Source organism: Aquimarina discodermiae (genome assembly GCF_040786235.1).
In the GTDB taxonomy this organism is placed as follows: domain Bacteria; phylum Bacteroidota; class Bacteroidia; order Flavobacteriales; family Flavobacteriaceae; genus Aquimarina.
This window is the reverse complement of the sequence record NZ_JBFMKP010000020.1, coordinates 1-17,405: the sequence shown is the minus strand read 5'-3', so window position 1 is coordinate 17,405 and position 17,405 is coordinate 1. Positions and strand designations below refer to the sequence as shown.

Annotated in this window: 7 protein-coding genes; 2 read left to right on the top strand and 5 right to left on the bottom strand. The window is 35.8% G+C overall.

Annotated features, from left to right (window positions below):
- The first annotated feature begins 17 nt into the window (after positions 1-17).
- Together ABW636_RS13860 and ABW636_RS13855 are read left to right on the top strand one after the other, a co-directional pair.
- Positions 18-785 (top strand): carboxypeptidase-like regulatory domain-containing protein, encoded by a 768-nt coding sequence (locus ABW636_RS13860; RefSeq protein ID WP_367590653.1) that lies wholly within the window; start codon positions 18-20, stop codon positions 783-785.
- A 106-nt stretch (positions 786-891) separates the two neighbouring features.
- Positions 892-3,879, top strand: a complete 2,988-nt coding sequence (locus ABW636_RS13855) for a fibronectin type III domain-containing protein (protein WP_367590652.1) — start codon at positions 892-894, stop codon at positions 3,877-3,879.
- A gap of 62 nt (positions 3,880-3,941) precedes the next feature.
- Here ABW636_RS13855 and ABW636_RS13850 read toward each other — a convergent pair whose 3' ends face one another.
- The 5 genes from ABW636_RS13850 to ABW636_RS13830 all read right to left on the bottom strand — a co-directional run.
- Complete coding sequence (locus ABW636_RS13850; RefSeq protein WP_367590650.1) at positions 3,942-4,607, bottom strand: TrmH family RNA methyltransferase; 666 nt, start codon at positions 4,605-4,607, stop codon at positions 3,942-3,944.
- 2,594 nt (positions 4,608-7,201) lie between these two features.
- Positions 7,202-8,017 (bottom strand): mechanosensitive ion channel family protein, encoded by an 816-nt coding sequence (locus ABW636_RS13845; protein ID WP_367590648.1) that lies wholly within the window; start codon positions 8,015-8,017, stop codon positions 7,202-7,204.
- 398 nt (positions 8,018-8,415) lie between these two features.
- Positions 8,416-10,392, bottom strand: a complete 1,977-nt coding sequence (locus ABW636_RS13840) for an OmpA family protein (RefSeq protein ID WP_367590647.1) — start codon at positions 10,390-10,392, stop codon at positions 8,416-8,418.
- 14 nt (positions 10,393-10,406) lie between these two features.
- Positions 10,407-11,363 (bottom strand): PorP/SprF family type IX secretion system membrane protein, encoded by a 957-nt coding sequence (locus tag ABW636_RS13835; protein ID WP_367590646.1) that lies wholly within the window; start codon positions 11,361-11,363, stop codon positions 10,407-10,409.
- 66 nt (positions 11,364-11,429) lie between these two features.
- The coding region (locus ABW636_RS13830) for a T9SS type B sorting domain-containing protein (RefSeq protein ID WP_367590645.1) at positions 11,430-17,405 on the bottom strand (5,976 nt) is incomplete at its 5' end.

The following is a 17,405-nucleotide window of genomic DNA, read 5'->3' as shown; positions in this document are numbered from 1 at the left end:
AGCGTCATAATATGTACATGAAAAGAATATTATTTTACATAGTATTAATAGTAAGTATCACAATTAATGCTCAAGACGAAGCCCCTGTGGATGTTGTATCTGGAAAAGTACTAAATGCTGCTACGGACCAAAAACTGGAAAGTGTACATATTGTTAACCTTAGCCAAGTTAGTGGTACTATTACTAATAAAAAAGGAGATTTTAGCATTCCGGCCAAGGTAAATGACACCTTATATTTTAGCTATATTGGTTATAAACCTTTGCGTATAAGAGTCACAAATGATTGGATAAAATACGGTGATGTCAAAATTAAAATGACCGAATTAGGTATTGCGCTAGAAAAAGTTGTTGTTTCAGAGGTTCAGCTTACTGGTTATCTTGAAATTGACGCCAAGAAAATACCTGTGTATAATAACTATCGATACAGCATCTCTGGACTTGATTCTGGATACGAAGGAGGTAACAAACAACCTGGGGCTGTTAACAAGGTTTTAGGCGCTATTTTTAACCCTGCGGACTTTTTATACAATATGTTTAGTAAACGCTCTAAAGAGCTAAGAAAGTTGCGTAAAATGAAGAAAGATGATGAGATTAGAAATTTACTTGAAACAAAGTTTGATCGTGCTACGTTAATGGCTTTGTTACAAGTAGAACGTATGGATATTGATGAGATTCTGCGCAACTGTAATTATTCTGCTGATTTTATAAAATTTGCCAACGATCTTCAAATTCTTGATGCAATTAGTGAGTGTTACGAAGAATATAAAATCTTAGAACGAAAATAAAAGGAGGTAACAATAAATCAACATAAAGTTTTTATTCATCTAAACTTATTTTAACATTCATTTTTTTAGAAAGGGATACCTTCTATTCTCATTAAAACCTAAAAAAATGATTCTAAAATACTCAACTTTTTCTTATATAATAGCTACGCTATTATTCACATCTATTCCTACAATCGCCCAAGATTTTGTCCTTAAACCATACTTACAAAACAACGCTCAAGATAGGATCGTTATTATGTGGGAAGTCAAGAGATCTGGACAATGCTTCGTCGATTGGGGTACGAATCCTTTTTCTTTAAACAACACAACTAGTAGTATTTCGATTGCATCAAGAGGGATAAATCGCATCCATACAGCAAAAATTACGGGACTTCAGCCAAATACAAAATATTATTACAAGGTTCGTACTTCCTCAGGAGCTTTATCTTCTTTATATAATTTTAGAACTCATCCTTCTGCAGCTTCAGAAGAGAGCCTCAAGTTTGTCGCTATGTCAGACATGCAACGAGACAGTAATAACCCCAATGTATTTAAGAGCATTGTAGAACAAGGAGTATCGGTAGTTGCCAACAACTCCTATCCAAACGGGATAGAAGACCTTGATGCAATTCTTATCCCTGGTGATCTGGTAGTACAAAGCACTCATAGTTCATGGAAAAATGAATTCTTTGACCCTTCTAATGCTATAACTCCTTATTTACCGGTATACCCAGCTCCCGGCAATCATGATGTTCTTGGTTCTGGTGGACTTGGTTTGTTTTTAAAATATTTTGATTTGCCACGAAATGGTTCTTCTTCTAACCCTGAAGAATGGTGGTATAAAGATATTTCTAATGTTCGTCTAATAGGATTAAACTCGAACGCTTCTTCTTCAAACAAACAACAACAAATAAATTGGTTAAAACAAGTATTGCAAAATGCCGGTATAATATCCACTATAGATTTTGTATTCGTTCAATTACATCATCCTCATAAATCAGAACTTTGGACTCCTGGAGAATCTGATTTTTCTGGAGATGTGGTTGCAGAGCTTGAAACGTTTACTTCAAACTATGAGAAACCTTCTATTCACTTTTTTGGTCATACTCATGGATATTCTCGTGGACAATCCAGAGATCACAATCATGTCTGGATGAACGTTGCTACCGCTGGTGGAAACATTGATTACTGGGGCGAATTTGCAAATGCCGATTATGATGAATTTACCTATACCGAAGATGAATACGGTTTTGTTATGCTAGAAGTTGAAGCAGGTAATGATCCTAAATTTAAACTGAAACGATACTCGAGAGGAGACGAGAATGTTACAAAAAACAATACGCTATCTGACGAAATTACCATCAAAAGATACGATATAGCACCTTCTACTCCAACAGGAATATCTCCTATAGGAAAAACGCCTATTAACTGCATTACGCTAAAAGCATCACCTTTTAGTCATCCAAATAGCACGCACCAAGCGACTCATTGGCAAATTGTTGAAGGCTGTGATTTTTCTAGCACAAATATTAGAGACATCTGGAAACAATTTTATAATTGGTACAATGAAATAGATACTCAAAAAAACGACGACCTTACCGATGAAAAAGTAAATGATCTTATTGCCAACAAAACATATTGCTGGAGAGTACGATATAGAAATACTAATCTTACCTGGAGTCAATGGTCTGACCCAATATCCATTACAACTGCACCTGACAATGATGCTATTACAGGCAATCTTCTTTTAAATAGTGGTGCAGAATCTGGTACATCAAACTGGACAGGTGATATAGAAGCAATACCAAGCAATGGTTGTAACTCTATCCCTTCTCATATGGGAGCCCATCATTTTGCAGTAGGCGGGGTTTGTGCAAATGAACAAGCCACAGGGATCGCAAAACAAACAATAGACTTATCATCCTATACCACAGAAATAGAAACTACCGGCATTGCATTAAAATATACCGCTTATCTACGATCGTATAATGGAACGGATCAACCCGAAATGTATATCGAATTTTTAGGCAACGACAATCAAATGATTGAGCAATCACCATCCTTAATTAACAAAACTCCACAATGGAAAAACATTGCAAAAACAATCCCCATTCCTTCTGGTACTAAATCATTATCAGTGATATTAGAAGGAACCCGAAACGGTGGTACAGATAATGACAGTTATTTTGACACATTACATGTTTCTTTATCCAGATCAAACAGTTGTAGTATTACAAGTTGTTTAGACGGCATCAAAAATGGAGACGAAACCGGAATAGATTGCGGAGGCTCATCTTGTCATCCTTGCCTACCTTGTGAAGTTTCTAACCTACTCATAAATGGAAACGCAGAGAATGGTACCAATAATTGGTCTGGAGATATAGAATCCTTAATAAGTAATGAGTGTTTTGCTGTACCCTCGTATCAAGGGCAAAGACTTTTTGCTGTAGGAGGAGTATGCACCAACGAAAAAACTGTAGGGATAGCTAGGCAATCTATTGACGTTTCCTCATACACAGAAGGTATCAACAATAACCTTTTTACAGCAGAATTATCGGGATTTCTTAGATCTTACCGAGATGGCAATGACAAACCAGAAATGTATCTTGAATTTATAAATGCAAATAACACGTTAATAAAAACTTCTACTCCTATATCTAATACCAGTGCTACATGGCAAAAACTAACAGATCGAATTACAATACCAACAGGCACCAAAGTAATTAATGTCGTATTAAAAGGTAATAGATTGATAGGAACAGATAATGATAGCTATTATGATGCACTTAGTTTAACATTACAAAACTCAACCTGTTCTAAGGCACAACAAAAAATTGCTACAGAAAGATATGAAGAGAATAAAATAATTATACCTTCAAAAAGTAACATCATAAAATTACACCCAAACCCATCTGCAGGTGTTGTTTATTATAATTCTTCTATAAATATCAATACCATTAAAATATACGATACTAATGGTAGACAACTGATACAAAAAAAGTCTCTGTTCAAAAATGGAAGCATCAACCTTTCTGGCTTAGAAAATGGCACTTATATCATTTTGTTTTCTGGTTCAAAAGCTTCTGTTTCTCAAAAATTAATACTTTTAAAATAAAACACAAAATGTAATAACATCATTATAATCTAAATGCCCTGCTATACTTTGGTAGCAGGTATTTATTTATGATCTAAATCCTTATAATAACGTTCTATAATCTTTTCGTGGCTTTTAATAATTTTCTTTGCCCATTGCATTCTTTTTTGCAATATTTCTTCATGAGACAATTGCCATGGTATATCTGATGCTCTCAACCGGGAAGTTACATGTTGTAATATAATTGCTGCAGAAACAGAAAGATTAAGGCTTTCGGTAAACCCAACCATCGGAATATGTAATTTACAATCTGCTTTAGAAATAACCTGTTCACTTAATCCATGTCGTTCTTTTCCAAAGAAAAAAGCGGCAGGTTTTGTGATATCATAATCTTGTAAAACAACAGATTCATCATGTGGTGTGGTTGCAACAATTTGATACCCTTTGTTTTTTAAACGTGTAATGCATTCTTTTGTAGAAGCATATCGATTTACATCTATCCATTTCTGAGCTCCCATAGCAATCTCTCTATCTATTCGCTTTACATTTACCTCCTCAATCACATGTACATTTTGCACCCCAAATACATCGCAACTTCGTATAACTGCACTTGTATTATGCAATTGGTACACATCTTCTATAGCTACAGTAAAATGGTTTGTTCTTTGGTCTAGGATTTTTTTATTTAATCCTAATCGTCTTGGTGTAAGAAACGATTCTAAATATTCAAGAAGTTTACTATCTGTCATAACCGCTAAAATATAAAAAACATCCACTATTATTAGGTACAACAAAAAAGTTACCCAACTTTTACATTGGGTAACTCATCAAACAATCTACTTAATTTAATCTAAAACAGTCTTTTTCTTTTAAAAACCTCCTGAAATTACCCCTAAAAACAGGAGGTTATTAACGTAAACACATTGTCAAAATGTAACTTTATACCTACTTACTACAACATATGAGAGCAGGTTGTATTTTTTAACTAATGATTTTTTAAAAACCTCCCGAAATTACCCCTAAAAACGGGAGGTTATTAACGTAAACACATTGTCAAAATGTAACTTTATACCTACTACAACGTATGAGCAGGTTGTATTCTTTAACTGTGATTTTTTAAAAAACCTCCCGAAATTACCCCTAAAAACGGGAGGTTATTAACGTAAACACATTGTCAAAATGTAACTTTATACCTACTACAACATATGAGAGCAGGTTGTATTTTTTGACTGTGATTTTTTAAAAACCTCCCGAAATTACCCCTAAAAACGGGAGGTTATTAACGTAAACACATTGTCAAAATGTAACTTTATACCCGCTACAACGTATGAGCAGGTTGTATTTTTTAACTGTGATTTTTTAAAAAACCTCCCGAAATTACCCCTAAAAACGGGAGATTATTAACGTAAACACATTGTCAAAATGTAACTTTATACCTGCTACAACGTATGAGCAGGTTGTATTTTTTAACTGTGATTTTTTAAAAAACCTCCCGAAATTACCCCTAAAAACGGGAGGTTATTAACGTAAACACATTGTCAAAATGTAACTTTATACCTACTACAACGTATGAGCAGGTTGTATTTTTTTACTGTGATTTTTTAAAAACCTCCCGAAATTACCCCTAAAAACGGGAGGTTATTAACGTAAACACATTGTCAAAATGTAATTTTAATATCTATTACAACGTGGTAACAGATTTTTATCTTAGTATGCTTTAAAAACCTCCTGAAATTACCCCTAAAAACAGGAGGCTATTAACATAAACACATCGTCAAAATGTAATTTAACAACTAATCATAATATTTTAAATAATCTCCATCACCCGAACAACTACATTTAAATCTTTAAATCATTTATCCTATACATTTCATTAGCTACGAACTTGCATAGGTAGTATTATCATTACTAATGATCAACATTAACAAAACACTTATATATTGTTTTGATACAGCTTTCTGTATTCTTATTAAAGGCTTAGAAAAAAAAGTAATGAAACTACTTGTTTTGCAATTAGTTAAAAAAAAGTGAAAAATCACACTGAATGACCTGACTAAAGACAAAGAATTCTTACTTTTAAAATCAGCATATGTTTTAGAAAGAAAAAAGAATATTGAATAAATTAGATTTTCACACTTATGTTGAAAAGAACTCAACAATGAAAACCAATTTATAAGTATATGAGATAATACTCTTATCATATGGTTAATTTTTAAATTAATCGTTATTCAGACCCTGCTTTCGTTGGCTCGCCAAAGTTCTACAATTGCCGGGTTGTTTAATTTTTAGTGATCTAATTTATTTCACTAAAAACGTATTCTTCAAAACTATTTTTTTGGACGCCTAATTTTTAGTTTTATACATGTAAATTTTTAGTTAAAAACTAATAAATCTTACGTAAATACTAAGATTTTGGCTACTAAAATATTACTATTAAAAAGTAATACTTAAATATAATCACAAATTACCAAAAACCAATACACTAAAAACACATAATAATTACGGTATAACCATAACCTAAAAATATCTTAAAAAAAGCATAAAAACCCGATGTCAATTATATCTTTTTTTAACAAAAAATAATTATAAATTTCTGATTATAAGTCACTTAAAAACAAATCTTGAATTTTTAAAATAATTTTTTTAGTAAGAATTTTCATTCATAAAACATATAACAACTAGCATTTTAACGTAAAAAAATCATTTTAATCCAATTTTTATTTTTTAATAAAACGTCAAATATCGATTGATAAACCGTAAAATTTTGTTAAAAACAGAAGGTTTCTACATGTAAATATATATATATACTTAATAGTCTGATAGTTATGTAAAATACAAGTAAAAAAAATACAGTTTCCTAAGATTAGACGTTCACCTGTCAAACTTTGTTATTTTTTAAAACCTAAGTGATCTTTTTTGAAGTAAATACAGTACGAAAATTATCTCCGTATATTAAATTGTAGAAAAGAATACTTGTTATCATTTGAGTTTACCGATAAAAAAAGTTTAGTATACCTATACTTTGAGAGATCAGTAAAACAAATGTCGTTTCAACAAGTAAATTCAAATTAAACGGCATGTATAAATCACATAGAATCAAACCTTAAACAGCAAGGATTTAATTTATTTTCATTATACAGCCAGCTTGTAGTTATCTCTTAAAAAGTAATGTTTTTATAAGGAAAACGAAAAATAAAGTAACAGAGGTCACTAGTTGTTATTAAAACTATGCTATATAACATTTTACATCTCTTATAAATTCTATTATGTAATAGATAAACTACATTACCCATTGATTACTTTTACTTTTTTCTTTAAAAAAACTTGAGTTAAGTTACCTAACCTAAGCTTGTTTTTGAATTTCCACAGAATGTGGGTAAGGAATTTCGATACCTGCATTATCAAGAGCCACCTTACAATTTTCTAATGTATCAAAATAAACACTCCAGTAATCTTCTGGCTTACAATAAGGTCTTACAGCTAAATCTACAGAACTATCACCCAGATTACTAACATTAACAGAAGGCGAAGGATCATTTAATACTTGTTTATTTGTAACTAAAACTTGTAGTAAAACTTCTTTAGCTTTTTTAATATCTTCATCATATCCAATACCAATCGTAAGATCCACCCGCATCTTTCCTTCTGCTGTAAAGTTTATTATGTTGCCATTAGCCATTGCTCCATTAGGAATAATTGCCAATTTATTACCAGGTGTTATAATTTTGGTTGTAAATATTTCTATTTGTTTTACAGTACCAATAACCCCCTGGGCTTCTATAGTGTCTCCTATTTTATAGGGTTTAAATATCATAATAAGAACTCCCCCCGCAAAATTGGACAACGAACCTTGTAATGCAAGTCCTACCGCCAAACCTGCAGCGGCAATTACTGCAGCAAATGTGGTTACATCTACTCCAAGTCTGGAAATAACCAAAATAATTAGAAATATTTTTAAAGCCCAGCTAATAAGATCTAACAAAAACTTCTGCAATGATTCATCGTATTTGCTTTTGTTCATTAGCTTTTTTAAGCTACTAATGATTTTTTTTATTACCCATGAACCAACAATATAAATAAGTATTGCTGTAATAAGTTTTGGTCCGAATTCTTTTGCTAGTTCAATTCCATAATTGAACCACTCCTGAGCTTTCTCCATCGTTGATATTTTGTGTTTTGCGAATATAATTATATTTTATGTATATTTTAAGAATCTAATAACATTAAACATTGTATTAATTATCCAAAATCAGATACAATATTACTAGGGTATCAAATACTATGTTATCTGCAAAAATATCATCTATATTCTCCTAATAGTTTGGTCAACTATTTTTTATACTTCTTATAAAATTATGATCTAATAAAAAACTACCAGATAGCCTATTAGATCCGGTAGTTTTAATAATCTATTCTTCTAAAAAGAATAGATCAAAAAATACAATTTTGCAACCCTATATTTTACAATGAAATCGAGGTTAATTGTAGCAAATTTAAGTTTCAAATTAAATAGTGATATTTTTTTGTAGCACTATTTTTATAGCTGGCAAACATCTTCTATTGTTGCAATACTATAAATTCACTTCTTCTATTACGCTGATGTTCATCATCTTCACAAGGTTTTCCGTTTGCACATTCATTAACCAGATTAGATTCTCCATAACCTCTACCTGAAATACGAGATTTATCAATCCCTCCTTTTTCTATAATATATTTGATGGTACTTTTTGCTCTTCGTTCACTTAGGTACATATTGTAGTTATCTCCTGCTCTACTATCGGTATGCGAACGGATATCTATTTTTAGGTTTGGATACTCTTTGAGAGCCGCAATAATTTTTTGCAACTCTACTTCTGCATCAGATCTGATAAATGATTTATCCAAATCAAAGTATATGATTTCTAAACTCAATAATTTGGCCAGATCATCTCCTGGTTTTACCTCTTTTCCTGTTAACCCATTACCCATTCCTAATTGTAATGGTAATTTAAATTCATATTCTAATACTTTATTGGTTGCTAAAGTAGCTTCGGTAGGATTGTATGACTCTTTGCTAGCACGAACAACATAAGAAGTTTCGCAATCAATATCGAATTTATACTCTCCTCTGGCATCTGTTCTGGTACGCTGTAACTCACTATTATTTGCATCTAATAAAAAAACTTCTGTATCTGGAAGAATATTTTTAGAATTCGCATCGGTTACCACTCCTATTACATATTGATTACATGAAGTAATTAATTCTTTTGTTTGTTTAAAACTGTAGATATCATCATTTCCTTTTCCTCCTGCACGGTTACTAGAAAAATATCCTATTTTTGTGGCTTCATTTAATACGAACGTAAAATCATCTTCTGGGCTATTTACAGGCTTACCTACATTATAAGGTATAGAAAACATCCCAAACTCTTCTGGAACTGAAACAAAAATATCTAACCCGCCTAGTCCAACATGTCCATCACTGGCAAAATACAAACGTCCAGAATCACTTACGTATGGAAACGTTTCTCTACCTTCTGTGTTAATCTTATCACCCAGGTTTTTTGGTTCTCCAAAAGTACCATCATCGTTTATATCGATGACATAAATATCAGAAAGCCCACGACTATCTGGCATATCACTAGCAAAATACAATTTGGTGCCATCGGCACTCAACGCAGGATGTGCCACAGAGTATTCATCGCTGTTAAAAGGAAGTTCTTCTATATTTTTCCATTTTTCACCATCTAATGTTGCCCTATATAACTTTAACAGCGTGGTTCCTTCTTCATTTGTTTTTAATCTTTTCCTGGTATAATTATTTCTGGTAAAGTAAACCGTTTGTCCGTCCTTACTAAAAGAGGTAGAGGATTCATGAAACTTGGTATTTATTTTTCCTTTTACTTTTTTCGGAGTTTGAAGTATTCCGTTCGCTTCTATAATGTTTGAAGAAAACAGATCTAAAAAGGGCATTTCATTCCATTCATGAATATTTTTGGAAAAAGTATTTCCTCCGCTTCTCGAAGAAGCAAATATCAATTGCCCCTGATGATTAAAACTAGGCGCATAATCAGAATACTTTGAGTTTACTCCTAATTTTAGTAATCTAAATTTACCCGATTGCATTTCGATGAACTTAAGATAGTCTCTGGTATTGATAAAGAATTCTGCTCTTTGGTCATTTCCTGTCAGGATATTAAAACGTTCCATAGCTTCATCAGCCTCTTCATATCGTTTTACACTTTTAAGACTTTGAGAATATCTAAATAAATACTCTGGATCTATTTCATGCTGATAATCTGATGTTAGTTTTTCATACCAGGGAACTGCTTCTTCTAGTTGTGCATTAAAATAGTAGGAGTCTCCCAGTTTTTTAAACAGATCCGAAGATTCATAACCACTCTTTGCTACATTCAAGTATATCTTGCGAGCATCTACAAAAGCATACCGCTCAAAATCTTCATTAGCCTTGTTCATATTTTTTTCTTGAGAAAAGACGATACCAGGTAGTATCATGATGAAAGGCAATATCCAATAGTATTTTTCTACATTCATAATTACCATTTTTTTTAAAAGAAACGTGGTGTTAACATCCTATTATATTTTCTAAACAATTCGAATCGTAGCATCACTTCATAACTACCATCATTAAATTGTGTTTGTCCTAATTCTGTAGTCTCCCGATCATATGCAAAACCGATCATAAGAGCGTCTGATATCTGAAAACCAACCATTCCACTTACCGCCGCACTCCATCGATAGGCAGCTCCTAATGTCAATCGTTTGTATAGTAAAAAGTTGGCAGACACATCTACCTGCAAGGGGGCTCCAAAAACTAACTTACTCAATACTGCTGGTTTAAACTTTACATCTCCTCCCAAATCAAAAACATATCCACTAATAAAGTAGTAGTTGATTCTTTCTTCTGCCAAAAAGCTTTCTGCAGTACTATCACTACTTGTCGAACTCTCATCAAAATGATCAGTTTCTAACAAATTTGGTGCACTTAACCCAAAGTAAAACTTATCGGTATGATAATAGACACCTACTCCTACCTGAGGGCTAAACTTATTATCGACATTGGCTTCAAATAGTCCGTCATTCGCATTATATTTTGTTAAGCCTAACAAATCAATATTTAACAAATGAGCTCCAGCTTTAACTCCAAAACTTAACTTACCCTGGTCAGAGGTCGGAATGGTATATGAAAAATCAATATCAAAATAAGTTTCGTCGGTAGGACCTATCTGATCATTTATAATGGATAAACCAAGTCCTAAACGCTCCTTACTTCCTATAGGCGTATTGGCTGTAAGTGTTTGCGTTCGGGGTGCTCCATCCAGGCCAACCCATTGACTACGATGTAGCCCCGTAATACTCATTACTCCACGGCTTCCCGCATATGCAGGGTTAACACTAATGGTATTGTACATATACTGTGTGTATTGAGCATCTTGCTGAGCATAACTATGGTAAAACACAATGCTCAAAAGTGCTGTAGCAATTATCGTGTGTATTTTTTTCATCCGCTCTTATTTAATATTTTAAAGTTTAACCCACAGATGATTTCTATCTGTGGGAATTTTGGTTGCTTATCTGTTGATATATAGGTATCCTGCTCTACTCTTAGTCACTCCAGACTCGGTAATATATTCTAATACATAGTAATACGTACCTACTGGCAATCGATCTTTTTCTTCTATAGTACTTCGTCCATTAGATATACCTCTAAAGAAGTTATTATCTCTACCATAATTCTTGGCACTATATACTTTTACACCCCAACGGTTATAAATCTCGATAGAGTTTTCAAGTCTTTCCAGGCCACTAATTACAAACACATCATTTACACCGTCTCCATCTGGCGACATCCCATTAAATATCGTAATACCATCGTCTCCTGTAATAGGCTCATTAGGTTCTAGATAATCTGGTGTTCCATTTCCATCTGTATCCACAGCATCTTCGGGATTACCATCTCCATTTGGATCAGGGCTTTCATCTATTGTTAGAAGACCATCGTTGTCATCATCTTCATCCAAATAGTCTGGAATACCATCCTGATCTGTATCGGTATCTGAAGGATCATTATCTCCGTCATAATTTTCTTCAGAAGTATATACTCCATCTCCATCATCATCAATATCTCGATAATCTGGTTCATCTTCTGAGTCTGTATTATTAAGATCGGTATCAGGGTTGGTACTTACCACATCTCCGTTAGGATTTCCAAATCCAGTGGTATCCGCATCATACGCATCATCCAGTCCATCATTATCTATATCATTCCCGCTTGGTACGGTATCTGCTATTCCATCATTATCATAATCAAAGCCTTCAGTCATATCCGGAATTCCATCATTATCAGCATCTTCATCCAAATAATCAGGAATATTATCTCCATCTGTATCCTCTGGAGTGATCCCTTCATCACCTGCACCCTCATAAGCATCATCTAATCCATCACCATCACTATCATTTCCAGAAGGAGGCACATATCCGCTTGTTGTTTGCCCTTCTACGTTATCGGGGATTCCGTCATTATCACTATCCTGATCAAAAACGTCTGGTATACTATCTCCATCAGAGTCAACAGAACTTTCTAATACATCTAGGATTCCATCATTATCATCATCAATATCAACGCTATCTGATATTCCGTCATCATCATTATCTCCATCGATTACAATGGTTTCTTCTAAGTCATCAGGAACAATATTCAAATCAATTTGATCTAAATCAATATCTGTAATAACATTGGTTATACTATTACCTGCGGTTCCAGCATTTACAGAGAAAGTAATAGTAAGCATTCGAGTTTGAAGTGCAGGTATAGTTCCTATAGTCCATACCCCGGTTGCGTTATCATATACTCCCTGATCAGGTACATCTGATACATACGTTATTCCAGCTGGTAATTGATCTGTTATAACAACATTAGTAGCTTGAGCTGGCCCTTCGTTAACAGCAATAATACTATAGCTATACGTTCCTCCTAATACATAGGGTCCTGGTTCTACTACAGATTTTGAAACTACAAGATCTATTTGTCCAACCACCTCTATATCTTCTTCAAGATCATTATTGGTAAGATCTGGATCTGTTTGATCCATAGTAAAGGTAATCGCATTAGTTATAGTAGTTCCACTGGTTCCTGTATCTACTGTTGCTGTAATCGTTAATATTTCGGTAGCTCCAGCATTTAATGTTCCTATAACCCAATCTCCTGTTACATTGCTATAAGTACCTGTACTTGGGACATCAGACACAAATGTTATTCCAGCAGGCAATAGATCATTCACAATTAATTGAGTTGCTTGTTCTGTACCATTGTTTTCTACCACAATCGTATAACTAATAGTATCTCCTTCAAGAGGGGTACTATCATTTACTGTTTTACTCATTACCAAGTCTGTTATATTAGTAACGATAATGTCCTCTTCAAGATCGTTATTAGTAAGGTTTGGATCATTCTGATCTGAAGATACGGTAATGGTATTGGTTATGGTATCTCCACTGGTACCCACATCAATACTCGTTACAATGTCTATTGTTGCTGTTGCTCCATTATTTAAGATACCAATATCCCAGTCTCCCGATGCAGGCGCATATGTTCCTTGAGAAGGAGTATCGGTTACATATGTTACTCCTAACGGAAGTTGATCATTAATTACCAAGTTTGTTGACTGTGCTACCCCATTATTAGTTACTGTAATGGTATATATAATGTTGTCTCCTTCGCTTGGATTCGCATCACTTACTGTTTTACTTATGGCTAAATCCGAATCATTATTTACAGTGATATCCTCACTTGGATCATCGGCCGTAGTATTGTTATCAGTCTGATCTAAGGTTACTGAAGTAACTGTATTAGTAATCGTATCTCCACTAGTACCTACATCAACACTTGCAACAATATCGATCGTAGCATTGGCACCACTATTTATCACACCTATGGTCCAGATACCTGTTCCACTCACATACGCTCCTTGACTTGGTGTGTCACTTACATAGGTTACTCCGGCTGGTAAAACATCTGTTAAAGATACCGTAGTAGCCTGAGCTGGACCGTTATTGGTAACCAAAATTGTATAGGTAACATTACTTCCCTCATCTGGAGTACCGTTATTAACTGTCTTGTCAACAACCAGATCAACCTCATTATTCACCACAATATCTTCACTTGGATCATCGGCCGTAGTGTTATTATCGGTCTGATCTAAGGTTACTGAAGTAACTGTATTAGTAATCGTATCGCCACTAGTACCCACATCAACACTTGCAACAATATCGATCATAGCATTGGCTCCATTATTTATCGTACCAATCGTCCAAATTCCTGTACCAGGAACATATGCACCTTGACTTGGTGTATCATTTACATAGGTTACACCGGCTGGTAACAAGTCGGTTATACTAACATTGGTAGCTGCAGGGGCTCCATTATTAGTAACCGTAAGTGTATAGATAACATTACTTCCCTCATCTGGAGTACCGTTATTGACTACCTTGGTAACCACTAAATCCACTTGATCATCAATATCTCTCCAATCTGGTTCTGGAGTTGTAGGATTATCAGTATTTGGGAAAGGGTTTGTTGCGGTTTGTCCTCCATTGGTAGGGTCAGGATCGGCATCATCTGTATCAAAATTATCATCCAGACCATCATTGTCTGCATCTGTACCAGCTAATGTAGTGTCAGCTACTCCATCATCGTCAGTATCATATGCCTCAATAGTATCACTCTCTCCGTCACCATCAGAATCCGTATCAATATAGTCAGGAATTAAATCAGGATTTGGATTTGCAACATCTGTATTTACAGGTGTATTTAATAAAGTAGTACCTGGTACATCACTGTCATACGCATCATCGATACCATCGCCATCGGCATCGGTACCTAATGGAGCAACATAACCTGCGGTAGGCTGTGCTTCTACATTATCAGGAATACCATCATCATCGGCATCGATATCCAAAAAGTCTGGATTTCCTGTAGTATCCGTATTGGCAGGGGTAAGGGTCGTATTGTCATCCAAGCCATCTCCATTGGCGTCGGGATCAGCAGTATCATCAATACCATCACCATCAGTATCGGTACCACCCGTCTGATCTACATCGGCAGCATCATCAATACCATCACCATCGGTATCGGCACCACCGGTCTGGTCGATATCGGCACTATCTGGAATACCATCATTGTCACTATCTAACTGGGCATCTACAACACCATCGCCATCACCATCGGTACCGCCTCCTTCTACTAAGTCTGGGATACCATCATTATCACCATCCAAATCAAACTGGTTGATCACTCCGTCACCATCGGCATCAAAACTATCGATAACTCCATCGCCATTCACATCGGCTCCACTATCCGGATCTAAATAATCCAGAATACCATCGCCATCAGTATCGGCTAGTGGATCACCGCTACCAGCGTTCTCTACTGTATCTGGGATACCATCGTTATCATCATCAATATCGATACTATCGGCAATACCATCATTATCGTTATCCTGGATGTCTCTGTAATCTACTTCGCCATCACCATCTTCATCGCCTAGGTTCGTACCACTTGGTGGGTTGATACCATCATTCACTGTCGAACCGGCTATTGCACTGTCATCATTATCATCAAAGGCATCATCTAATCCATCACCATCGGTATCAGTACCACTGGCAACGTTATCCGTATCGCCATTTTCTATGATATCATTGATACCATCGTTGTCGGTATCGGTATCTATATAATCTGCGGTATCGGTACCGTCTGTATTTTCTGGAACATTTAGTAAGGTAGCTCCCGCCTGGTCACTGTCATACGCATCATCGATACCATCACCATCGGTATCAGTACCTAATGGAGCGACATAACCTGCGGTAGGCTGTGCTTCTACATTATCAGGAATACCATCATCATCGGCATCGATATCCAAAAAGTCTGGATTTCCTGTAGTATCCGTATTGGCAGGGGTAAGGGTCGTATTGTCATCCAAGCCATCTCCATTGGCGTCGGGATCAGCAGTATCATCAATACCATCGCCATCAGTATCGGTACCACCCGTCTGATCTACATCGGCAGCATCATCAATACCATCACCATCGGTATCGGTACCACCCGTCTGATCTACATCGGCACTGTCTGGAATACCATCATTGTCACTATCTAACTGGGCATCTACAACACCATCGCCATCACTATCGGTACCGCCTCCTTCTACTAAGTCTGGGATACCATCATTATCACCATCCAAATCAAACTGGTTGATCACCCCGTCACCATCGGCATCAAAACTATCAATAACTCCATCGCCATTCACATCGGCTCCACTATCCGGATCTAAATAATCCAGAATACCATCGCCATCAGTATCGGCTAGTGGATCACCGCTACCAGCGTTCTCTACTGTATCTGGGATACCATCGTTATCATCATCAATATCGATACTATCTGCAATACCGTCATTATCGTTATCCTGGATGTCTCTGTAATCTACTTCGCCATCACCATCTTCATCGCCCAGGTTCGTACCACTTGGTGGGTTGATACCATCATTCACTGTCGAACCGGCTATTGCACTGTCGTCATTATCATCAAAGGCATCATCTAATCCATCACCATCGGTATCAGTACCACTGGCTACATTGTCCGTATCGCCATTTTCTATGATATCATTGATACCATCGTTGTCGGTATCGGTATCTATATAATCGGCAGTATCTGTACCGTCTGTATTTTCTGGAACATTGAGTAAGGTAGCTCCCGCCTGGTCACTGTCATACGCATCATCGATACCATCACCATCGGTATCAGCACCTAATGGAGCGACATAACCAACGGTAGGCTGTGCTTCGATATTATCGGGAATACCATCATCATCGGCATCGATATCCAAAAAGTCTGGATTTCCTGTAGTATCCGTATTGGCAGGAGTAAGAGTCGTATTGTCATCCAAACCATCTCCATCGGCGTCTGGATCAGCAGTATCATCAATACCATCGCCATCAGTATCGGTACCACCCGTCTGATCTACATCGGCAGCATCATCAATACCATCACCATCGGTATCGGTACCACCGGTCTGGTCGATATCGGCACTATCTGGAATACCATCATTGTCACTATCTAACTGAGCGTCTACAACACCATCGCCATCACCATCGGTACCGCCTCCTTCTACTAAGTCTGGGATACCATCATTATCACCATCCAAATCAAACTGGTTGATCACTCCGTCACCATCGGCATCAAAACTATCAATAACTCCATCGCCATTCACATCGGCTCCACTATCCGGATCTAAATAGTCTAAAATACCATCGCCATCAGTATCGGCTAGTGGATCACCACTACCAGCGTTCTCTACTGTATCTGGGATACCATCGTTATCATCATCAATATCGATACTATCTGCAATACCGTCATTATCGTTATCCTGGATATCTCTGTAATCTACTTCGCCATCACCATCTTCATCGCCCAGGTTCGTACCACTTGGTGGGTTGATACCATCATTCACTGTCGAACCGGCTATTGCACTGTCGTCATTATCATCAAAGGCATC